Here is a 19,819-nt window from a genome sequence, read left to right as displayed (position 1 = left end):
GACAGGCATGGATTCGGGGGACATGGAATGTCCTCGATTCAGGCTCCAACCAACGTTGCGGCCGATTCCGCCGCATCAGCGGCGTTCGAACCCTGTGAAAACGGGGGACACCGCTCGAGTTTCAGCGTCCGGTGCGGCCCCACGCGCCCGGCCCGACGGCGAGCGGGCTGCGCAGTGCGCCCGCGCTCTGCACCCAGGCGTTGCGAGCGGGCTCGGCGACGGATGCCGCGACAGTCGTCTCATCGAGCGTGGCGAGCAGCACGGCGGTCACGGCCGCGGCCTCCTCGTCGCTGATGTCGCGCGTGACGAAGCGGATGGCCGCGGCGCGCGGGTCGGCCTCATCGGTGCCGGCCCCGCCGGCGGGAATGTCGTCGACCATGTCTCCCCCTAGAGCGGGATGTTCCCGTGCTTCTTCGGCGGCAGGCTCGCGCGCTTGGTGCGCAGCGCCCTGAGCGCCTTCACGACCGCGACGCGGGTGGCGGCCGGTTCGATGACGCCGTCGAGCTCACCGCGCTCCGCGGCGAGGAACGGCGAGGCGACGTTGTAGGTGTACTCGTTCGCGAGCTTCGTGCGCACCGCCGCGACATCCTCGCCCGCCTCCTCGGCACGCCTGATCTCGCCGCGGTAGAGGATGTTCACCGCGCCCTGGCCGCCCATCACCGCGATCTCAGCGGTGGGCCAGGCGAGGTTGATGTCGGCGCCGAGCTGCTTCGAGCCCATCACGATGTAAGCGCCGCCGTATGCCTTTCGCGTGATCACGGTGACGAGCGGCACGGTCGCCTCGGCGTAGGCGTACAGGAGCTTGGCGCCGCGGCGGATCACGCCCGTCCACTCCTGGTCGGTGCCGGGGAGGTAGCCCGGCACGTCGACGAGCGTCAGGATCGGGATCGAGAACGCGTCGCAGAACCGCACGAAGCGCGATGCCTTCTCGCCCGCCGCGATGTTCAGCGTGCCCGCCATCTGGCTGGGCTGGTTGGCGATGATGCCGACCGAACGGCCCTCGATGCGGGCGAAGCCCACCACGATGTTCGGCGCGAACAGCGGCTGCACCTCGAGGAAGTCGCCGTGGTCGACGATCCCCTCGATGACGCTGTGCATGTCGTACGGCTGGTTGGGCGAATCGGGGATGACCGTGTTGAGCCGGCGGTCGTCGTCGGTGATCTCCAGCTCGACGTCGGCGTCGTAGACCGGGGCATCCGACATGTTGTTGTCGGGCAGGAACGAGATGAGGGTGCGCGCGTAGTCGAGCGCGTCGGACTCGTCGCTCGCGAGGTAGTGCGCGACGCCCGAGATCGTGTTGTGCGTGAGCGCGCCGCCGAGCTCCTCCATGCCGACGTCCTCGCCGGTGACGGTCTTGATCACGTCGGGGCCGGTGACGAACATCTGGCTCGTCTTATCGACCATGATCACGAAATCGGTCAGGGCGGGGGAGTAGACCGCGCCGCCCGCCGCAGGGCCGCAGACGATCGAGATCTGCGGGATCACGCCGGACGCGGCGGTGTTGCGGCGGAAGATCTCGCCGTACTTGCCGAGTGCGACCACGCCCTCCTGGATGCGCGCGCCGCCGGAGTCGAGGATGCCGATGATCGGAACGCCCGTCTTCAGCGCGAGCTCCATGACCTTGATGATCTTCTCGCCGGCGACCTCGCCGAGCGAGCCGCCGAAGATCGTGAAGTCCTGCGAGTACACGGCGACCTGGCGGCCGTGGATCGTACCCGTGCCCGTGACGACGGCGTCGCCGTAGGGGCGCTTCGCGTCCATGCCGAACGCGTACGTGCGGTGGCGCACGAACTCGTCGAGCTCGACGAACGAGCCGGGATCGAGCAACTCCGCGATGCGCTCGCGCGCCGTCATCTTGCCCTTGGCGTGCTGCTTCTCGATCGCCGCCTCGCCTGAGGCGGTCACGGCTTCGTGATAGCGCTGCTTGAGGTCGGCGAGCTTGCCCGCGGTCGTGGAGAGGTCGGGGCCGTCAGTCGCTTCGGTCACGTCGTTCACTCTACCGGCGAGCATCCGGGGCGGTTCGTTGACGGTTTCCTATAAATCCGCCCGCCGACGTGGTGCATTCCCGTGACGCGCGGAACTGGGAGACTGTCGGCATGGACCTTCCGCTCAGCCGCGCGGCGGTGCCCCGCCTCGAGTTCCTCGCCTCGACCGGCTCGACCAACGACGACCTGCGCGACGCCGCGACGGGCCCCGAGGCCGCCGGCTGGCCGCACGGCTCGGTCATCGTCACCGACGACCAGACGGCCGGCCGGGGCCGGCTCGGGCGAACGTGGCTCGCGCCGACCGGCAAGACGCTCGCCATCTCGGTGCTGGTGCGTCCCGAGCTGCCGGGCGGGGCGGCGTTCCCGCCGGAGGGGTACGGATGGATCCCGCTCATCGCGGGCGCCGCCATGACCGAGGCCGTGCGCCGCGCCGTCGACGCCGCGGCATCCGCTCGCCGGGTCGAGACCGAGGACGACGAGACCGGCGGCGTGGAGGTGGAGCTGAAGTGGCCGAACGACGTGCTCGTCTCGGGGTTCAAGGTCTGCGGCATCCTCTCGGAGCTGCTCCCCGACACCGGCTCGGTCGTCGTCGGGGCCGGCCTCAACCTGACCCTCGACGAGCACGACCTGCCGACCCTCGCGTCGACGTCGTTGCTGCTGGTGACCGGCGTGCAGCCCGATGCCGATGCAGTGCTGGCCGACTACCTCGGCACGTTCCTCGGCCTCCTCCGCGCGTTCTCCGAGCATGGCGCGGATGCCGCCGCGAGCGGCATCGCCGACCGCGTGAGCGGGGTCTGCGGCACCCTCGGCTCCGAGGTGCGCGTGGAGCTCCCCGGCGATCGGGAACTCCTCGGCGTCGCCGAGCGCCTCGACCGCGACGGCCGCCTCGTCGTGCGCGACCGGAATGGGGAGGCCCAGTCTGTCGCCGCGGGCGACGTCACGCACCTGCGGTATTAATGGGCGTATGAGCCCAGCCGCGAGCAAGGCTGTCGCCCAGCCTGCAGGACCCGCTGAGCGCGTCGTCGCCCGCCTCCGGCGGCACGCGCGAGTGCTCATCCTCCCGGTCCTGCTGCTCATGGCCACCGCTGGTGCTGCGACCTATGCGCTCCTCGTGCTGCCCGAGCTCTGGCAACGGCTGGCGGTGGGCGCGGTCACGCTGCTGGTCGTGCTGTTCGGCTGCCTCCTGCCGTTCCTCGCATGGCTCACGCGGCGCACCACGATCACCAGCCGGCGCATCATCATGCGCCGCGGCGTGTTCGCCCGAGAGCGGCGGGAGCTCCTGCACAGCCGCGGGTACGACGTGGTCGTGCGGCGCACGTGGATCCAGGGCACGTTCGGCTCCGGCGACGTGCGCATCAACACCGGCCACGAGCACCCCTTCGTCATCGCGGACGTGCCGAACCCGTTCCAGGTGCAGGCGGCGCTCCACGAACTGATGGAGGGGGCCCACACGCTCGTCGCCGACCGTCGCAGGGCGGATCAGTCGATGGCGGACGGCGACACGGTGGCGTGGGGAGGCCGCTGATCCACGGCAGGTGCCGCGACATCCGCCCGGAGGCGTAACGTAGACGAGTGGTCTCGTGCGCCCCCGAGCGCGAGCCGCGCGATGAAGGGTTCCACTTGGCCGACGAATGCATCCACGGTTTCGACGACGGCCTGTGCGCCATCTGCTTCCCGCCGAAGGAGCCCGAGCCCAGGCCCGTCGTGACGGCGGCGCGGACCCGCACCGCCGGCGGAACGCGTGTCGCGCGTCCCGCGCCGCGCGTGGCCGGCAGCGCCCGCGCGGGCGCCTCGCTCGCCGACGCGCCCATCGACCCCAAGACGCTGCGCATCTACCACGTCACCCACGTCGACAACATCGCCCCGATCCTCGGGGAGGGTGCGGTCCTCGCCGACCTGGCCGGCGCCGCGCCGGTCGTCGACGTGTCGGCGCCCGCCGCTCGCGAGTTCCGCCGCACGGCTCCGATCGACGGGCTCGACGCGGTCGTGGCCGACTACGTGCCGTTCCTGCTCTCCACCGACGCGCACGTCTGGAACGCCGTGCGCACCGGAACCCCCGATCCCCGCCTCGCGGAGGGCGCGGTGGAGCGGCAGCCCGCCGACCACGTCATCCTCGTCGGCTCCGTCGCGGGGGCGGTCGGCGCGCGCACCGACACGGTCGGCGCGGTCGTCGTCACCGATGCGGATGCCGCGGCCGGCGGCGTCGCGGCGGCATCCGCCTGGCCGGATGTGCTCCGGATGCTGCAGCGACTGCACCGCGAGGAGGACGGGGCCCGCCTGCTGGCGGCGGAGTTCCTCGTGCACGAATGCCTCCCGCTCGAGCGCGTGCTGCTCATCGCCGTGGGCAACGATCGCGTGCGCGACCGCGTGCGCACGGCCCTCGACGCCGTCGGGCTCAGGACGCGCGTGGCGGTGTACCCGCCGTGGTTCCAGCCGACGGCTGAGACGGACGCGGAGTAGCGGCGGGCACCTCGCCCACGGCGTCGGGCGCGGCATCCGTCGTCGCGTCGGGTTCCTCGAAGATCGCCCGCTGGGCCTCCTCGACCCGGTCGAGGTTGGAGAGCCCGTCGGCCCGATGGTGGCCGTAGACCCAGTAGCGGTAGAGCAGGAAGCGGAACGCGGTGCCGAGTGCGAGGCCGACCACGTTCGTCGCGACGTTGTCGGCGACGATGCTCGTCAGCCCGAGCCAGTGGTGGCTGACCCAGAGGCACGCGAGCGCGATGAGCATTCCGCCGAGCGAGACGATCAGGTACTCCATGAACTCGCGCACGTAGTTGCGGCGACGATGGCGGCGGAAGGTCCAGTACCGGTTGCCGAGCCAGTTGAACACGATCGCGACACTCGTGGAGATCGTCTTCGCACCCAGCGCCGACTGCGCCCAGTGGCCCTCGCCGAACACGCCCAGCCGGAGCAGGTTGAACAGCGCCACGTCGATCACGAGCCCGATTAGCCCGACGACGCCGAACTTCACGGCGTAGGCCAGCAGCCCGTGCCAGAGCTTCGCGAGGGCGCTGCCCGCCGTGGGGCTCATGGCCCGCCGACGCGCCGTTCGCTCGGCTCGTCGAGCGACGAGGCATCGGTCGTCGCGGATGCATCGTCCTCGAAGATGGACATCGCGGCGGCCTCGGCGCGGCGGGACTCGATCGCGCTGAGTCCGTCCTTGCGGTGGGTCCCGTACACCCAGTAGCGGTACATGAGGAAGCGGAACAGCGTCGCGAGCCCGACCCCGATGATGTTGCGGCTGATGTTGTCGGCGAGCAGCGAATCGAACCCGAGCACGTAGTGCGAGATCCAGACGCAGGCGAGGTTGATGCCGAGGCCGACCACCGCCACCGCGCCGTACTCCACGAGCTCGAGCAGGTAGTTCTTCCGTCGGTGCTCGCGGAACGTCCAGTAGCGGTTGCCGACCCAGGCGAACACCGTGGAGACCGTCACCGAGACGACGGTGGCGCCCAGCGGGGACTGGAACCAGGTGCCCGTGCCGAACACCCCGATGCGGAGGAGGTTGAAGACGAGGACGTCGACGAGGTAGGCGAGGATGCCCACGATCCCGAACTTGATCGCATAGCGGATCAGTCGGTCGTACACCTGTCGTGCGAAGCTTGAGAGTCTGTTCACTGAATTCAATCGTGTGCCGCCGAGAATGACGCCTGCTCGGCGACAGCGATAGTCTAACGTCGGGTCGGGAGAAGGCGATTCGAGAAGGCTCATCGCCGCGCGACCCCATCGTGAGACGGTCGAGACAAGGTAGGTAGGTAGCCCATGGCCGTTGTCGTCGGGGTGATCGGCGGTGGACAGCTCGCCAGGATGATGATTCCCGCAGCGATCGAACTCGGCATCGAGCTGAAGGTGCTCGCGGAGACCGATGGCATGTCGGCCGCACTGGCGGTCGACCGGGTCGGCGACTACACCGATGCTGCGACCGTCCTCGAGTTCGCCCGCGACGTCGACGTGGTGACCTTCGACCACGAGCACGTGCCGCAGGACGTGCTGCGACTCCTCGTCGACGCGGGCGTTCGCGTGCACCCGGGGCCCGACGCGTTGCGCTTCGCCCAGGACAAGCTGCTGATGCGCGAGCGCCTCTCCGAGCTCGGCCTGCCGGTGCCCGATTGGGCACGGGTCGAGACGCCGGATGACCTCGACGACTTCATCCGCGAACACGGGGGCTCGGCCGTCGTCAAGACGCCGCGAGGCGGCTACGACGGCAAGGGAGTGCGGGTCGTGCGGGCCGCGGCCGAGGTGGCTGAATGGTTCGCGACCATCGCGGAGGACGGGCGCGGCGGGGCGCTCCTCGTCGAGGAGCTCGTGGACTTCCGCCGGGAGCTCGCCCAGCTGGTGGCGCGCAGCCCATCGGGCGAGATCGTGCCGTGGCCGGTCGTCGAGACGGTGCAGGTCGGTGGCGTGTGCAGCGAGGTCATCGCCCCCGCGCCGCGCTCGGCCGGTCGACTCGCGGACGTCGCCTCGAGTGTCGCGATCACCATCGCCGAGGGCCTCGGCGTCACCGGCGTGCTCGCGGTGGAGCTCTTCGAGACGACCGACAACCGGATCCTCGTGAACGAGCTCGCCATGCGTCCGCACAACAGCGGTCACTGGTCGATGGACGGTTCGACCACGGGGCAGTTCGAGCAGCACCTCCGTGCGGTCCTCGACCTGCCGCTCGGCGGAACCGGGAGCCACGAGGCGTGGTCCGTGATGGTGAACGTGCTGGGCGGTCCCGCGGAGGGCACCCTCGCCGACCGCTACCCGGAGGCCCTGGCCGGGCATCCGACCGCGAAGCTGCACAACTACGGCAAGCTGCCGCGCCCCGGCCGCAAGGTCGGCCACGTCACGGTGATCGGCGCCGACCTCGACGACGTGGTCTACGAGGCGCGTGCGGCGGCGGCGGTCTTCCAGGATTGACCGGCGGCGCCGTCGGCCGTCACAGGTCCGCGTGCAGTTGCCAGACGCGCTCGGCCGAGTCGCGCCAGCTGAAGGCGCGAGATCGATCATGGCCGGCGATCGACAGGCGATCCGACACGGAGTCGTCGGTGACGACCGTCGAGATGGCCGCGGCGAGGCGATTCACGTAGCCCTCGCCGGCGACCCCGACCGGGATCGAGAGCGCTGCCCCGGCGGTCGTCTCCACGTACTCGGGCGCATCGGAGTGGATGACGGGCGTGCCGAGCGTGAGCGCCTCGATCAGGGTCGCCGGGTCGCCCTCCTCGTGCGTCGGCGCGATGAAGGCGGCGGCACCCCCGATGACGATCGCGAGGTCGGCATCGCTCAGCGCGTCGAACGAGCGCACGAGGTCGCTGCGCACCCCTGACTCCTCGGCCACGGTGCCCAGCGCCAGCTCGCCCCACTCGCGCGGGCCGAGCACGATCAGGGGCAGTTCGGGCATCCCGGGTCGTCCGAGTGCGGAGAGCACGTCGGTCACTCCGCGGTGGGGCTCGAGCGTGCCGATCGTGACGAGGTAATCGCGTGGGAGCCCGAGCTCGGCCACGCGTTCGGCCGCGTCGCCCGGAACCCGGAGTCCGGAGCGTGCCGCCGTGCTGACGACGCGGATCCGATCGCCGAAGTCGTGCTGGTCGGCGAGTCGCGCGGCGAGTGCGTGCGTCGAGACGACGATCGCGTCGGCATGCTTGCGCGCTCGCTTCAGCATCGCGCGGCGCCAGCTCGACTCCGCGGTCGAGAGGGATCCGGGGTGGCTGAACGCCAAGGTGTCGTGCACCGTGACGACGACCTGGTTACCGGACTCGTGGTCGTGCTTGCGCAGGGGCGCGAAGAGGCTCGGCGAGTGGATGATGCCGCCGCCCGGGGACGTGGTCAGGCCCATCTGCCAGGCGGCCGCCAGCTCACGTCGCGCGAGCGACGTGCGGTAGAGATCGGCCAGACCCGGCAGCTCGCGCTCGATGTACTCGTACTGCGTGGGGGGCGAGGACGAGACGATGCCGGCGACCTCGCAGTTCGCGGGCGCCGAATCGATGAGCGCGCGCGTCAGGTCCCTCGTGTACCGGCCGATCGCCCCGGGGACCGGAGCGACGAGCTGGTCGACGACGACGCGCAATCGAGTGGTCATGTCCATCGCTTCCTGTGGGATCGATTCAATCTATCGGTTCGGCGGAACGGGGTCGGGCCCCTGTGGACACTCGCGCGGGTCGCCCCTGCGCGCCCTCCGGGCATCTCCCAGCAGGCGGCTCTAGGATCGTCGGGTGACTGCAGCAACCACCCCGCTCGTCGGCGTCGTGATGGGCTCCGACTCCGACTGGAACGTGATGCGCGAGGCATCCGGACTCCTCGACGAGTTCGGCGTCGCGCACGAGGTGGAGGTCGTGTCGGCGCATCGCACGCCCGACAAGATGATCGCCTACGGCAAGCAGGCCGCCGGCCGCGGGCTGAAGGTCATCATCGCGGGCGCCGGTGGTGCGGCGCACCTGCCCGGCATGCTCGCCTCGGTCACCACCCTGCCCGTCGTCGGCGTTCCCGTGCCGCTGTCGCGCCTCGACGGCCTCGACTCGCTGCTGTCCATCGTGCAGATGCCCGCCGGCGTCCCCGTCGCGACGGTCTCGATCGGGGGCGCCAAGAACGCCGGCCTGATCGCCGTGAAGATCCTCGCGACGTCGGATGCCGCGCTCAGCGCCGCGCTCGCCGACTACGCCACTGCCCTCGCCGACCTGGTCGAGGAGAAGAACGAACGGCTCAAGTCGAAGCGATGAGCCTCGCCGCCAGCCCGATCCGATTCCCGGACCTCGCCTCGCGCACGGTGATGACCCGCCGCGCGTGGTGGCTCGTGGTGCTCAACTTCCTCATCCCGGGCTCCGCGCAGGTGCTCGCGGGCGACCGCAAGCTCGGCCGCTTCGGGCTCGGTGCCACCCTCTCGCTCTGGTTCCTCGCGGTCGTCGCCCTCGTCGTCTGGATCTTCTGGCCCGCCGTGATCTACACCGTCTTCTCGACGACCATCACGCTGTGGGTGGTGGCGGCGGTGCTCGCGTTCTACGCGGTGCTCTGGGTGGTGCTCACCTTCGACACGCTCCGCCTCGTGCGGCTCGTGAAGACCGCGCCGTCGGCGCGCGCCTGGGTGGCGGCGTTCACGGTCGTGGTGATGGCGTTGGTCTCCGGAACGGCCGCCTACGGCGCCTACCTCGCCACGACCGCCAGCGGGTTCCTCTCATCGGTGTTCGTGGCCGGGCCGAGCGAGCCGCCGATCGACGGCAAGTACAACATCCTGCTGCTGGGCGGCGACGCGGGGCCAGATCGCGACGGGCTGCGGCCCGACAGCATCCGCGTGGTGAGCATCGACGCCGAGACCGGCCAGGCGGTGACCATCGGCCTGCCGCGCAACATGGCGGACGTGCCGTTCGACGCGGACTCGCCGCTCGCGGCCGTCTACCCCGAGGGCTACGGGGCGATCGACGGCTGCGAGGTCGACGTCTGCATGCTCAACTCCATCTACACCGAGGTCGAGCTGAAGAGCCCCGACATGTATCCCGACGCCGTCTCCCAGGGCTCCGAGCCCGGCATCGAGGCGATGCGGGATGCCGCGGAGGGCATCACCGGGCTCCCGATCCAGTACTACGTGCTCATCGACATGGCCGGCTTCCAGCAGCTCATCGACGCGCTCGGCGGCGTCACCGTGAACGTGCCCGAGGACGTGCCGATCCACGCCGACGAGACCTTCACGACCGTCGCCGAGTGGATCCCGGCGGGCGAGCAGCACCTCGACGGCTACCACGCGCTCTGGTACGCCCGGTCGCGTCACGGCACGAGCGACTACGACCGGATGGCCCGCCAGCTCCAGATCCAGGAGGCCGTGCTCGCCCAGTTCAACCCGGCGAACGTGCTGTCCAAGTTCCAGGAGATCGCCGCAGCCGGCTCGCAGGTGGTGAAGACCGACGTTCCCCAGGGCATGCTGGGCTACTTCGTCGACCTCGCGTCGAAGACGAAGGAGCTTCCGATCGTCGACGTGCCCCTCGTGCCGGACAACGGCGTGGATCCCGAGGACCCCGACTACGACTACATCCGGCAGCTCGTGCAGCAGGCGGTGTTCCCGCCCGAGCCCGAGGAGCCGGCGGAAGGCTGACGCCCCCGCGCACAGCCCGACGCGACCGGGCGGGAGTCAGCCGAGGTCGGCGAGTGCCCCACTGGCGAACGCGGCATCCAATGCCGTCCGCCAGTCCCGCATCGGAGGGATCCCCGCCCGCGACCACGCCTCGTGGCCGAGCACCGAATAGGAGGGTCGAGGGGCGGGCCGCACGAACTGCGAGCTGTCCGTCGGGCTGATGCGCTCGGGATCGAGGCCGGCGCCGTCCAGCACGGCCTTCGCGAATCCGAACCACGTCGTCTCGCCGGAGTTGGTGCCGTGGTAGATCCCGGCCGGCGCGTCGGAGTCCAGCAGCGAGACGATCTGTGCGGCGAGGTCGGCCGTCCACGTGGGTTGGCCGACCTGGTCGTCGACGACCGTCCACGTCTCGCGGGAGGCCGCCAGCTTCAACATGGTCTTCGCGAAGTTCGGTCCGTGTTCGCCATAGAGCCAGGCGGTGCGCACGACGTACGAGCGCTCGGGGTTGTGCTCCAGCACGAGCTCCTCCCCGGCGGCCTTGGTGCGCCCGTACGCCGAGATCGGCGCGCGAGGAGTCGTCTCCGCGTACGGGCTCGTCGCTCGTCCGTCGAAGACATAGTCCGTGGAGACCTGCACGAGCTTCGCACCGGCCGCCGCCGCCGCCGCGGCGAGGTTGCCCGCGCCGGTCGCGTTCACCGCATAGGCGGTGCGCTCGTCGCCCTCCGCATCGTCGACCTTCGTGTACGCGGCGCAGTTGATGACGACATCGTGGCCGGACACGGCGGCCGTCACGGCCGCGGCATCCGTCACGTCGAGGTCGGTTCGAGCGAGCGCAGTGACCTCTCGCCCCTCGAGCACCGACTGGAGGTCGCGCCCGAGCATGCCGTTCGCGCCGGTGACCAGGTAGCGCACGCCTACTGCCCCTGCGCCCGGTAGCGCGCCTCGGTTGCGTCCTTCTGGGGCGCCCACCAGGCCTCGTTGTCCCGGTACCACGCGATCGTGTCGGCGAGGCCGGCCTCGAAGTCGGAGAACCTCGGCTCCCAGCCCAGCTCCGTACGGAGTCGGGTCGAGTCGATCGCGTAGCGCAGGTCGTGACCCGGGCGGTCGACGACGTGGTCGTAGGCGTCGGACGGCTGGCCGAGCGTCGTCAGGATCAGCTCGACGACGTCCTTGTTGTTCTTCTCGCCGTCGGCGCCGATCAGGTAGGTCTCACCGATCTCTCCCGTGTCGAGGATGGTGAGCACGGCCGAGGAGTGGTCGTTCGCATGGATCCAGTCGCGCACGTTCTCGCCCTTGCCGTAGAGCTTGGGTCGCTCGCCGCGCAGCACGTTGGTGATCTGGCGCGGGATGAACTTCTCGACATGCTGGTACGGGCCGTAGTTGTTGGAGCAGTTGGAGATCGTCGCCTTCACCCCGAAGGAACGCACCCAGGCGCGGACGAGGAGGTCGCTGCCCGCCTTCGTCGACGAGTAGGGGCTGGACGGGTTGTAGGGCGTCTGCTCGGTGAACTTCGCGGGATCGTCGAGCTCGAGGTCGCCGTAGACCTCGTCCGTCGAGATGTGGTGGAAGCGGATGTCGTGCTTGCGGGCAGCCTCGAGCAGCGTGTACGTGCCGATGATGTTCGTGTCGAGGAACGGCCGCGGCTCCTCGAGCGAGTTGTCGTTGTGGCTCTCGGCCGCGTAGTGCACCACGGCATCGTGCTCGGCGAAGAGGGCATCGACCAGCGCGGCATCCGTGATGTCGCCCTTGACGAACCGGAACCGGTCCTCGGGCAGTCCGTCGAGCGACGCGAGGTTGCCCGCGTAGGTCAGCTTGTCGAGCACGGTCACCGTGTGGTCCGTGTTCGCGAGGACGTAGTGGACGAAATTCGAGCCGATGAAGCCGGCACCGCCGGTCACGAGAAGTCTTGACACGCCCGTCATCCTAACGGGCGTATCTCGGAGGTCGCTCCCGCTCGGGAGGCCGCGGGCGCCTCCGTTGCGATGCCCGCGGTCACCTGCGAGAGTGGTGCGGACGTACGGCGCGGCCGCCCGACCCGGGACCCGCGCCTCGCTCGCAGAGGAAGGACACCGCCTGGTGCGCACGGATCCCTGGATCACGGATGTCTCGTACTGGCGGCCGCCGATCCTCACCGTCTCCGCGTGGACCGAGCACGCCCCCTTCGCGTACTGGCTCATGCAGGCCGTGCGGCCGGGCCGCGTCGTGGAGCTCGGCACGCACGCCGGGTACTCGTTCTTCGTGTTCTGCGAGGCGGTCCGGCGTCTCGGGCTCGACGGCACCCAGGTCTACGCCCTCGACACCTGGGAGGGCGACGTCCACGCGGGATTCTACGGCGAGGAGGTCTTCGAGTCGGTCGAGGCGACGGTCCGTGAGCGCTACAGCGAGACCGGCCGGTTGGTCCGCGGATACTTCGACGACGCTCGTCCGCAGTTCGAGGCCGGCAGCGTCGACCTGCTCCACATCGACGGGCGCCATCGATACGAGGACGTGCGTCACGACTACGAGACGTGGGTGAGCACGCTCTCCCCGACCGGGGTCGTCGTCTTCCACGACATCGCCGAGCGGCGAGACGATTTCGGCGTGTGGCAGTTCTGGGACGAGCTCCAGCAATCGCATCCGTCCTTCGCGTTCGAACACGGCCATGGCCTCGGCATCCTCGCACCGCGCGAGGTTCCCGCCGGTCTCCGCACCCTGTTCGACGCGGCGGAGGAGCACGGGGACCGCATCCGCGCCGACTACGCGCGACTCGGAGGCGACGTCGGCCGCGAGTGGGACCGGATCGTCGACCTGCAGGAGGTCAGCGCGCAGAACGCCGACCTCATGGCCCGGGTCGATGACCTGTCGGTCAGACTCGCAACCGCCGAGCAGGCCGCGGAGTCCATGACCATGGAGGCGGCCTCCCTCCGCGCGGCCATCGACGAGATCCGGGGGAGCACCAGCTGGAAGCTGACGCGCCCGGTCCGTGCCGTCGGTGGACTGCTCCACCGCACCTGAGCAGCCGACCGGGGCAGGGGTGTTCAGCGCCGGCTGTGCCGCGACCGCACCTGCAGCCCGAGTCGCAGTGCCTGCCGCACCGGCCAGAGCAGCGGACCCGGGTACCGCTTCGCCAGGAAGCGATAGGCGCTCTCGTGATGCGCGGCCACCATCGCCGAGACCGACCGTTCGGTCGAGTGCGCTCCGGTGTGCGTCACGGACGCCGCGGGCTGATACCGATTCCGGTAGCCCGCATGGAGCAGGCGGGCGCCGAGGTCGACGTCCTCGAAGTACATGAAGAAGGACTCGTCGAATCCGTCGATCGCGCGGAAGGCCGTCGAGCGCACCAGCAGGCACGCGCCGGAGAGCCATTCGGCGTCCCGTGCGACCGGTTCCTCGTTCGCCTGCCGGTACTCCTGGCTCCAGGGGTTGCCTCGCCAGACCCTTCCGAACAACGCGTGGCCGGTTCCGGTCGTGAGACGTGGGAGTCGTCTCGCGGACGGGTAGATGCCACCCTCCGCGTCCCGGATCAGCGGGCCCACGGATCCGATCCTCTCGTCCTTCTCGCCCGCGCCCACCAGCAGGTCGATCGACCCCGGATCCATCGTGACGTCGGGATTCGTGATCAGCAGCCACTTCGTCTCCACTGCGAGCCCGAAGACCGCCCTGTTCACGGCGGCGCCGTAGCCGGGGTTCTCGAGCGGGAGGTACTCGAGGCCGCGTGCCTCGGCCAGGCCCTCGACCGCACCACCGGCCGGCTTGTTGTCCACGACGATCGTGCGCAACGGCATCGACGAGGCCGGCCCGAGCGAGTCCAGAAAAGCGGGGAGCACGGCTTCCGATCCATAACTCACCACGACGACCGTCACATCGGGTGCTCGCAGGTTCTCCTCGTTCATCGAGCGTCAATGTTACGTGCGTGAGGTGGAATGCGAGCGCACGCCCGGAGAAGTCCGCTCAGCGATCGTCGAGCCACCGCCTTGCTAGGATTTGCGAGTGCAGATCCGAGAACTCGACATCCCCGACAGCTACGAGCTCACCCCGAAGCAGTTCGGAGACGACCGGGGCGTGTTCCTCGAGTGGTATCGGGCGGATGTCCTCGAATCGGCGATCGGGCACACGATCTCGCTGGCTCAGGCGAACACCTCCGTGTCTCGCCGCGGTGTCGTCCGCGGCATCCACTTCGCCGACGTGCCGCCGAGCCAGGCGAAGTTCGTCACGGCGACGCACGGCTCCGTGCTGGACTTCGTGATCGACATCCGCGTCGGATCCCCGACGTTCGGGCAGTGGGATTCCGTCCTCCTCGACGACGTCGATCGTCGCGCGATCTACATCGCCGAGGGACTGGGCCACTGCTTCGTCGCGTTGACCGATGACGCCACCGTGAGCTACCTGGTGTCGGCGCCGTTCAACGCGGCGCGCGAGCACGGCATCAACCCGCTGGATCCCGAAGTCGGCCTGGACTTCCCGGTGCCCGACGATGAACTCCTGCTGTCGCCGAAGGACACCGAGGCGCCCGGGCTCAGCGCCGCACGGGAGGCCGGCCTGCTGCCGACCTGGGCCGATGCGCGAGCCTTCTACGACACGTTGAACGGAGTCCGCTGACATGCGCGGCATCATCCTCGCCGGCGGCTCCGGCACCCGCCTGTGGCCGATCACCAAGGGCATCTCGAAGCAGTTGATGCCCATCTACGACAAGCCGATGATCTACTACCCGCTGTCGACGCTGATGATGGCCGACATCAACGAGATCCTCGTGATCACCACACCCGAGTACAACGCCCAGTTCAGGGCGCTCCTCGGCGACGGATCGCAGCTCGGCATCCGCATCGACTACGCCGTGCAGCCGTCGCCCGACGGCCTCGCGCAGGCATTCGTGATCGGCGAGGAGTTCATCGGCGACGAGACGGTGGCGCTCGTGCTCGGCGACAACATCTTCCACGGGACCGGCCTCGGATCGTCCCTCCGAGCTCACGGCGAGGTGGAGGGCGGACTCATCTTCGCCTATCCGGTCGCGAACCCCGAGGCATACGGAGTCGTCGAGTTCGACGACGCGATGCGGGCGATCTCGATCGAGGAGAAGCCGGCCCATCCGAAGAGCAGCTACGCCGTTCCCGGGCTCTACTTCTACGACAACTCGGTCGTGGAGGTCGCGAAGTCCATCGAGCCGAGTGCGCGTGGCGAACTCGAGATCTCCAGCGTCAACGAGCACTACCTCCGGGAGGGTCGCCTCCAGGTCAAGGTCCTCGATCGCGGGACCGCCTGGCTGGACACGGGAACCTTCGAGTCGATGATGCAGGCATCCGACTACGTCCGCGTGATCGAGGATCGCCAGGGATTCAAGGTGGGATGCATCGAGGAGATCGCCTGGCGGGCCGGTTGGATCGACGATCGGCAGCTCGCCGAGCTCGCGACCCCGCTCGTCAAGAGCGGCTACGGTCGCTACCTGCGGGAGCTGCTCAAGCGCTGATCGGATCGTCGGACGTCGGCTCCCCGGTGCCCGGCTCCTCGACGCGGGACATCGCATAGACCGATCCCCAGTTCGGCCCGTCGGCCTCCATGACGAACGACGTCGTGAGCGACGCGTCGGCGAGGTGGTTGCCCGACGGATCGAGGAGCGCCACGCTGACGTGGTAGGTCCCCTGTCCGAACATCGGCGAGACGATCCGCACCTCGAGCTGCCGTTCCCCGACGAGGCTGCCCAGTCCGCTTCGCTCGTGATCGGTGTTGGTCCCGAACACGACCTGCCCGTGCTCGTTGTCGATCTGGATGGCGCACAACCACGACGACAGGCCGGTGGGGTGGGACAGGGTCGTCTCGATGACGATGTCGTCGCCGGGTCGGGCCGGCTCGCCGGGCCCACGCCCGGGAATCCGCACCCTGGTCGCGGAGATCTTCGCATGGGAGGGGTCGTCAGCCGCGCGGCCGGCGAGGTCGGACTCCGCCAGCCGTCGTTGTTCGAGGATGTCCCGGAAGGTGGCGATCACCTCGTTCGGCGTCCCGTCGATGACGACCTTGCCGTGATCGAGGAGGATCGCCCGATCGCAGAGCTCGGCGACCTGTCCCATCGAGTGCGTCACGAGGATGATCGTGCGGCCCTCCGCCTGGAACGCCTTGATCTTGTCCATGCACTTGCGCTGGAAGGCCTCGTCGCCGACCGCCAGCACCTCGTCGACGATGAGCACGTCGGGGTCCGTGTGCACGGCGACGGCGAACGCCAGTCGCACGTACATCCCGGACGAGTAGAACTTGACCTGCGTGTCGATGAACTCCCCGATGCCCGAGAACGCGACGATGTCGTCGAACTTCGACTCCGTCTCCGCCCGGCTGAGGCCGAGCACGGAGGCGTTGAGGAAGACGTTCTCGCGCCCGGTGAGGTCGGGATGGAATCCCGCCCCGAGTTCGAGCAGGGCGGCAACCCGGCCGCGTCCGTCGACGCGCCCCTTGCTCGGTTCGAGGATGCCCCCGATGATCTTGAGCAGGGTGCTCTTCCCCGAACCGTTGTGACCGATGAGGCCGATCGTCTCACCGGCACGGATCGAAGCCGACACATCCGACAAAGCCCAGAACTCCTCGCGGTAGCGACGGCCCGCGCGTCCGAGGGTCACGATGCGCTCCTTCAGCGAGTTGTCCTTCCGGACGACGAATCGCTTGGATACATCGGCGACCTCGACGACGACGGGCGGTCTCGGCGATGCGTCCACGTTGCTCAACTGCATTGGGTTCTTTCGTAGTGATCGAGGGCGCTCAGGGGCGAGCGGCCGTGCGTGCGTCAGGCGAGGGCTCAGAGCGCCTGCGCGAAATTGCCCTGGAGGCGACGGAAGACGAGATGGCTCAGGTACAGCAGCACCAGCCCGATGGCGAATGCGATGAGCATGCGCGGTAGCAGGTCGGGCGGGTAGTCGGCGGGTGTGCCCGCGGTCCAGAACGCGCGCTGGAACCCGAGCACCGCGAGTGTCAGCGGGTTGTTCGTGTAGATCTCGAGGAGCGTGCCGGTCCCGACCGAGTCACGGACCATCGTCCACGAATAGACGATGGGCGAGGCCCACATGAGCAGCATCACCGCGACCTCCACGAGGTACTGGATGTCGCGCAGGTAGACGTTCGCCGCGGACAGCAGCAACGCCAGCGCCGTTCCATAGGCGAGCATCAGCGCGACGGCGGGCACGGCGTAGAACAGCTCCGCGTGGAATGGCACGGCGCCGATCACGATCGTCGCCGCGACGAGGACGACCAGTTGTATCCCGAAGTTGAAGATCGCCGAGCCCACCGATGAGAGGGGGAACACCTCGCGAGGAAGGTAGATCTTCTTGACGAGGCCGCTGTTGCCGACCACCGATCCGACGCCGCCCATCACGATCTCGCTGAACAGGCCGTAGATCGTGAGGCCGGCGAAGATGTAGACGGCGAAGTCGGCGATGCCGCGAGCGGCTCCGAGGAACTGGCCGACGACGACGTAGTAGATCACCAGCTGGGTGAGGGGCCGAACGAGGGTCCACACGAAGCCGAGGCTGGAGTCCTTGTACCTGGCCTTGAGATCACGCCGGATGAGCAGGTCGAGCATCTCCCGATGCCGGAAGATCTGCGCGATGGCTCCGCGGCCGCTGAGGCCCTCGCCGGTCGAGCCGCCGACCAGTCGCATGGGCTCGGAGTCGAGTCGCTCGTAGCGACGATCGCGCAGGGCGGCCGGGTTGTAGGGCTCACTCATAGTCCGCTCATCATACTGTCCGTGACTGGCGGGGTTCTGGGTGCGCCCTCGGGGTGCGCGGGTGGTCGCTGCCGCGCTCCATCCCGCCTCGGCTCGGCTTGGAGCAGCCGTGTCCGTCCCACTAAGGTGAATCCGACATCGTTCGCGACGAGACCCCCTGCGTCGGTGTGCATTCGATCCCACGAGGAGGTTGGGAAGCATGGTCGCCTGCGCTCATCGCCGCGTTCCCAGCGGTAGCGTCCGTGTCTGAGTTCACGTCCCGCGTGCGTCGGCTCCTCCCCGGAAGGTTCGCTCCGCCGGCGCCCGCCGCCCCGGATCCCGACGCCGCACTCCTCTCGTCGGGGCTGTTCGACCTCGACTACTATCGCGCCCAGCTTCCCGCCCATGCCCCTCGGCTCGAGACCGTCGAGGACGCGGTCGCGTACCACATCGCGTCGGGCCGTGCCGAGAACCTCTCGTTCAGCCCGTTCGTGGAGGTCGCATGGTGGTCCGACGAGGAGCTCACGGCCGACGCCGTTGCCCACCTCGAGTCGGACCTCGTGCTCGGCTACCTCCGCCACGCGACCACGTCGCCGCTCACCGCCGACCGCGACGTCGACGTGGACGTCAGCCTCCTCGCGCTCCAGGCCCTCATCGGCGACGCCGACCGTGTCGACGTGGGTGGGGGGCTCAGCCTCGCGGACGCGGGTCGACGCATGACGAGGCTCGTGGCCGATGCCTACGCGTCGCCGCCGAACGAGGGCGCGCGTTCGAACGTCGACTGGGACCTCGCCCGGTCGAGCGCGGCAACGCGTGTTCCCGGCCGTGTGTCGGTGCTGATCCCGACGTACCAGGACTGGCGCATGACGACGGACGCCGTTCGGTCGGTGCTGGCGGAGTGCGACGGCGCCGACATCGAGGTGATGGTCATCGACAACGGCTCGGCCCCGCACGTCTTCCGCCTCCTCACCGGACTCTTCATCGCCGACACCCGCGTGCACGTCATCCGGTGCGATGTCAACACCAACTTCGCGGGGGGCATGAACCGCGGGATCGCCGATTCGACCGGCGAGTACGTCCTCCTCCTCAACAACGACGCCGTCGTCCGCGACGGGTGGCTCGACCCGCTCCTGCGGGTCCTCGCCGAATCCGCGGATGTGCTGGGGGTGCAGCCGCTGCTGCTGTATCCGAACGGCCGGATCCAGACCGCGGGCACGGTGTTCCTCGGGGAGCGCGTACTGCCGTGGCACTTCCTCGCGGGGCATCCCCGAGAGGACGCCGGTCGCATGCGACGGCTCGACTTCTCGGCCGTGACCGCCGCGGTGATGATGCTGCGCGCCTCGACCCTGATCGACGTCGAGGGTTTCGACGAAGGGTACGTGAACGGCTACGAGGACGTGGACCTGTGCCTTCGACTCGCCGAGCGTCAAGGCGGTGGCTTCCGCGTCGTTCCCGAGTCCATCGCCGTGCATGCGGAGGGCAGCTCACCCGGACGGAGCCGTTTCGACACCGCCAACCGCAAGCGGTTCCTCGAGCGGTGGCGGGGTCGGTTCCCGGCGTCCGATGCGGAACGGTACCGCGCGATCGGGGTGGTGATCGACGGCTATCGGACGGTCGCGTTCCACGATGAGGCGCGAATCGTGGAGGGTGTGCCCATCCTGCGGCGAACGCGAACCACCGTCGCGAGCGGTCCCGCGAGCGGCCTTCCGAGTCTGCGCTGGGCGTTGACCGCGCACGACGGCGAGGACGTGCGACGCGAGCGCCTCGCAGAGATCCTGGTCGAACTCGGCCAGGAGGTCGTCACCACTCGCGGGGGCGTGCACCCGAGCGACAACCTCGACGACATCGTGGTCGCCTTCACGGTGGATGCGCCGACGACACCGCGCGCCGCTGCGTTCAACGTGCTCGTCTCGGCCGAGTCGAGCAGCGCGTTCGACGCGGCGGCGCTGTTCGACGCCGTCGTCTCGACCGACGACAGCAGGGTCGCCGCATTCGCGGGCCAGGCCGTCGTTCGCGTCACCGATCTCGCCGATCACGACGAGATGGTCGACGCGGTCCGAACGATCGTCGCCGCGGCCGCGCAGGATCGCGACCGACGGTACGGTGGCTGAGGACCACCGCGGGACACGGCGACGC

The 19,819-nt window shown here is 69.3% G+C and carries 20 protein-coding genes; 10 read left to right on the top strand and 10 right to left on the bottom strand.

Translation table 11 applies throughout. The features are described from left to right. Nucleotides 1-121 precede the first annotated feature (121 nt). Both EV187_RS01805 and EV187_RS01800 read right to left on the bottom strand, forming a co-directional pair. Nucleotides 122-379: an acyl-CoA carboxylase epsilon subunit gene (locus EV187_RS01805; RefSeq protein ID WP_130351327.1), complete on the bottom strand. Its 258-nt coding sequence runs from the start codon at nt 377-379 to the stop codon at nt 122-124. Nucleotides 380-387: 8 nt separating this feature from the next. Further along, complete coding sequence (locus tag EV187_RS01800; protein WP_130351326.1) at nt 388-2,010, bottom strand: acyl-CoA carboxylase subunit beta; 1,623 nt, start codon at nt 2,008-2,010, stop codon at nt 388-390. Nucleotides 2,011-2,096: 86 nt separating this feature from the next. Here EV187_RS01800 and EV187_RS01795 point away from each other — a divergent pair, with 86 nt between their 5' ends. The 3 genes from EV187_RS01795 (at nt 2,097) to EV187_RS01785 (ending at nt 4,445) form a co-directional block, all read left to right on the top strand. After that, nucleotides 2,097-2,942, top strand: coding sequence for a biotin--[acetyl-CoA-carboxylase] ligase (locus EV187_RS01795; protein ID WP_130351325.1), 846 nt, complete (start codon nt 2,097-2,099; stop codon nt 2,940-2,942). A gap of 7 nt (nt 2,943-2,949) precedes the next feature. Continuing rightward, nucleotides 2,950-3,510: a PH domain-containing protein gene (locus EV187_RS01790; RefSeq protein WP_130351324.1), complete on the top strand. Its 561-nt coding sequence runs from the start codon at nt 2,950-2,952 to the stop codon at nt 3,508-3,510. Between the two features lie 95 nt (nt 3,511-3,605). Then, nucleotides 3,606-4,445, top strand: coding sequence for a DarT ssDNA thymidine ADP-ribosyltransferase family protein (locus EV187_RS01785; RefSeq protein ID WP_165391070.1), 840 nt, complete (start codon nt 3,606-3,608; stop codon nt 4,443-4,445). Here the strand turns inward: EV187_RS01785 and EV187_RS01780 are convergent. After that, nucleotides 4,381-5,016: a GtrA family protein gene (locus tag EV187_RS01780; protein WP_130351322.1), complete on the bottom strand. Its 636-nt coding sequence runs from the start codon at nt 5,014-5,016 to the stop codon at nt 4,381-4,383. The genes EV187_RS01785 and EV187_RS01780 overlap by 65 nt on opposite strands. Beyond that, nucleotides 5,013-5,603 (bottom strand): GtrA family protein, encoded by a 591-nt coding sequence (locus EV187_RS01775; RefSeq protein ID WP_165391069.1) that lies wholly within the window; start codon nt 5,601-5,603, stop codon nt 5,013-5,015. Before EV187_RS01775 ends, EV187_RS01780 begins: the two co-directional genes overlap by 4 nt. A 144-nt stretch (nt 5,604-5,747) precedes the next feature. Here EV187_RS01775 and EV187_RS01770 point away from each other — a divergent pair, with 144 nt between their 5' ends. Continuing rightward, nucleotides 5,748-6,884: a 5-(carboxyamino)imidazole ribonucleotide synthase gene (locus EV187_RS01770; protein WP_130351320.1), complete on the top strand. Its 1,137-nt coding sequence runs from the start codon at nt 5,748-5,750 to the stop codon at nt 6,882-6,884. 19 nt (nt 6,885-6,903) lie between these two features. Here the strand turns inward: EV187_RS01770 and EV187_RS01765 are convergent, their stop codons facing one another. Next, nucleotides 6,904-8,043 (bottom strand): glycosyltransferase family 4 protein, encoded by a 1,140-nt coding sequence (locus EV187_RS01765; RefSeq protein ID WP_130351319.1) that lies wholly within the window; start codon nt 8,041-8,043, stop codon nt 6,904-6,906. A gap of 169 nt (nt 8,044-8,212) precedes the next feature. Between EV187_RS01765 and purE the strand changes: the two genes are divergently transcribed. Together purE and EV187_RS01755 are read left to right on the top strand one after the other, a co-directional pair. After that, nucleotides 8,213-8,680 carry a 5-(carboxyamino)imidazole ribonucleotide mutase gene (gene purE, locus EV187_RS01760; RefSeq protein WP_207221750.1) on the top strand — a complete coding sequence of 156 codons (468 nt, stop codon included), beginning with the start codon at nt 8,213-8,215 and terminating at the stop codon, nt 8,678-8,680. Then, the gene (locus tag EV187_RS01755; RefSeq protein ID WP_130351317.1) at nt 8,677-10,044 is read left to right on the top strand and encodes an LCP family protein; all 1,368 of its coding nucleotides are present in this window, start codon (nt 8,677-8,679) and stop codon (nt 10,042-10,044) included. Before purE ends, EV187_RS01755 begins: the two co-directional genes overlap by 4 nt. A gap of 36 nt (nt 10,045-10,080) precedes the next feature. Here EV187_RS01755 and rfbD read toward each other — a convergent pair whose 3' ends face one another. Both rfbD and rfbB read right to left on the bottom strand, forming a co-directional pair. Beyond that, the gene (rfbD, locus tag EV187_RS01750; RefSeq protein WP_130351316.1) at nt 10,081-10,935 is read right to left on the bottom strand and encodes a dTDP-4-dehydrorhamnose reductase; all 855 of its coding nucleotides are present in this window, start codon (nt 10,933-10,935) and stop codon (nt 10,081-10,083) included. A 2-nt stretch (nt 10,936-10,937) separates the two neighbouring features. Next, nucleotides 10,938-11,936 (bottom strand): dTDP-glucose 4,6-dehydratase, encoded by a 999-nt coding sequence (gene rfbB, locus EV187_RS01745; protein WP_130351315.1) that lies wholly within the window; start codon nt 11,934-11,936, stop codon nt 10,938-10,940. Nucleotides 11,937-12,099: 163 nt separating this feature from the next. Between rfbB and EV187_RS01740 the strand changes: the two genes are divergently transcribed. After that, nucleotides 12,100-13,017, top strand: a complete 918-nt coding sequence (locus tag EV187_RS01740; RefSeq protein WP_242609381.1) for a class I SAM-dependent methyltransferase — start codon at nt 12,100-12,102, stop codon at nt 13,015-13,017. 23 nt (nt 13,018-13,040) lie between these two features. Here the strand turns inward: EV187_RS01740 and EV187_RS01735 are convergent, their stop codons facing one another. Then, complete coding sequence (locus EV187_RS01735; protein ID WP_130351314.1) at nt 13,041-13,895, bottom strand: glycosyltransferase family 2 protein; 855 nt, start codon at nt 13,893-13,895, stop codon at nt 13,041-13,043. Between the two features lie 97 nt (nt 13,896-13,992). Between EV187_RS01735 and EV187_RS01730 the strand changes: the two genes are divergently transcribed. After that, nucleotides 13,993-14,601 (top strand): dTDP-4-dehydrorhamnose 3,5-epimerase family protein, encoded by a 609-nt coding sequence (locus tag EV187_RS01730; RefSeq protein ID WP_130351313.1) that lies wholly within the window; start codon nt 13,993-13,995, stop codon nt 14,599-14,601. 1 nt (nt 14,602) lies between these two features. Next, the gene (rfbA, locus tag EV187_RS01725) at nt 14,603-15,466 is read left to right on the top strand and encodes a glucose-1-phosphate thymidylyltransferase RfbA (protein WP_130351312.1); all 864 of its coding nucleotides are present in this window, start codon (nt 14,603-14,605) and stop codon (nt 15,464-15,466) included. Here the strand turns inward: rfbA and EV187_RS01720 are convergent. Together EV187_RS01720 and EV187_RS01715 are read right to left on the bottom strand one after the other, a co-directional pair. Next, nucleotides 15,456-16,715: an ABC transporter ATP-binding protein gene (locus EV187_RS01720; RefSeq protein WP_130351311.1), complete on the bottom strand. Its 1,260-nt coding sequence runs from the start codon at nt 16,713-16,715 to the stop codon at nt 15,456-15,458. The genes rfbA and EV187_RS01720 overlap by 11 nt on opposite strands. A gap of 65 nt (nt 16,716-16,780) precedes the next feature. Continuing rightward, entirely contained in the window at nt 16,781-17,704 is a 924-nt protein-coding gene (locus EV187_RS01715) for an ABC transporter permease (protein ID WP_242609380.1), read from the bottom strand. Nucleotides 17,705-17,946: 242 nt separating this feature from the next. On the opposite strand from EV187_RS01715, the gene EV187_RS01710 reads away from it, so the two are divergent. After that, entirely contained in the window at nt 17,947-19,794 is a 1,848-nt protein-coding gene (locus tag EV187_RS01710; RefSeq protein WP_130351310.1) for a glycosyltransferase family 2 protein, read from the top strand. Nucleotides 19,795-19,819 lie beyond the last annotated feature (25 nt).

It is taken from the genome of Agromyces ramosus (genome assembly GCF_004216665.1).
In the GTDB taxonomy this organism is placed as follows: domain Bacteria; phylum Actinomycetota; class Actinomycetes; order Actinomycetales; family Microbacteriaceae; genus Agromyces; species Agromyces ramosus.
This window is presented reverse-complemented; position numbering and strand designations above follow the sequence as displayed.

Excerpts from the sequence above, each read along its gene's own strand:
- EV187_RS01795 (WP_130351325.1), top strand. The coding sequence starts at position 2,097 with ATGGACCTTCCGCTCAGCCGCGCGGCGGTGCCCCGCCTCGAGTTCCTC.
- purE (WP_207221750.1), top strand. The coding sequence starts at position 8,213 with ATGGGCTCCGACTCCGACTGGAACGTGATGCGCGAGGCATCCGGACTC.
- EV187_RS01720 (WP_130351311.1), bottom strand. The coding sequence starts at position 16,715 with ATGCAGTTGAGCAACGTGGACGCATCGCCGAGACCGCCCGTCGTCGTC.
- EV187_RS01800 (WP_130351326.1), bottom strand. The coding sequence starts at position 2,010 with ATGCTCGCCGGTAGAGTGAACGACGTGACCGAAGCGACTGACGGCCCC.
- EV187_RS01780 (WP_130351322.1), bottom strand. The coding sequence starts at position 5,016 with ATGAGCCCCACGGCGGGCAGCGCCCTCGCGAAGCTCTGGCACGGGCTG.
- EV187_RS01770 (WP_130351320.1), top strand. The coding sequence starts at position 5,748 with ATGGCCGTTGTCGTCGGGGTGATCGGCGGTGGACAGCTCGCCAGGATG.
- EV187_RS01715 (WP_242609380.1), bottom strand. The coding sequence starts at position 17,704 with ATGAGTGAGCCCTACAACCCGGCCGCCCTGCGCGATCGTCGCTACGAG.
- EV187_RS01735 (WP_130351314.1), bottom strand. The coding sequence starts at position 13,895 with ATGAACGAGGAGAACCTGCGAGCACCCGATGTGACGGTCGTCGTGGTG.
- rfbA (WP_130351312.1), top strand. The coding sequence starts at position 14,603 with ATGCGCGGCATCATCCTCGCCGGCGGCTCCGGCACCCGCCTGTGGCCG.
- EV187_RS01755 (WP_130351317.1), top strand. The coding sequence starts at position 8,677 with ATGAGCCTCGCCGCCAGCCCGATCCGATTCCCGGACCTCGCCTCGCGC.
- EV187_RS01765 (WP_130351319.1), bottom strand. The coding sequence starts at position 8,043 with ATGACCACTCGATTGCGCGTCGTCGTCGACCAGCTCGTCGCTCCGGTC.
- EV187_RS01805 (WP_130351327.1), bottom strand. The coding sequence starts at position 379 with ATGGTCGACGACATTCCCGCCGGCGGGGCCGGCACCGATGAGGCCGAC.
- EV187_RS01790 (WP_130351324.1), top strand. The coding sequence starts at position 2,950 with ATGAGCCCAGCCGCGAGCAAGGCTGTCGCCCAGCCTGCAGGACCCGCT.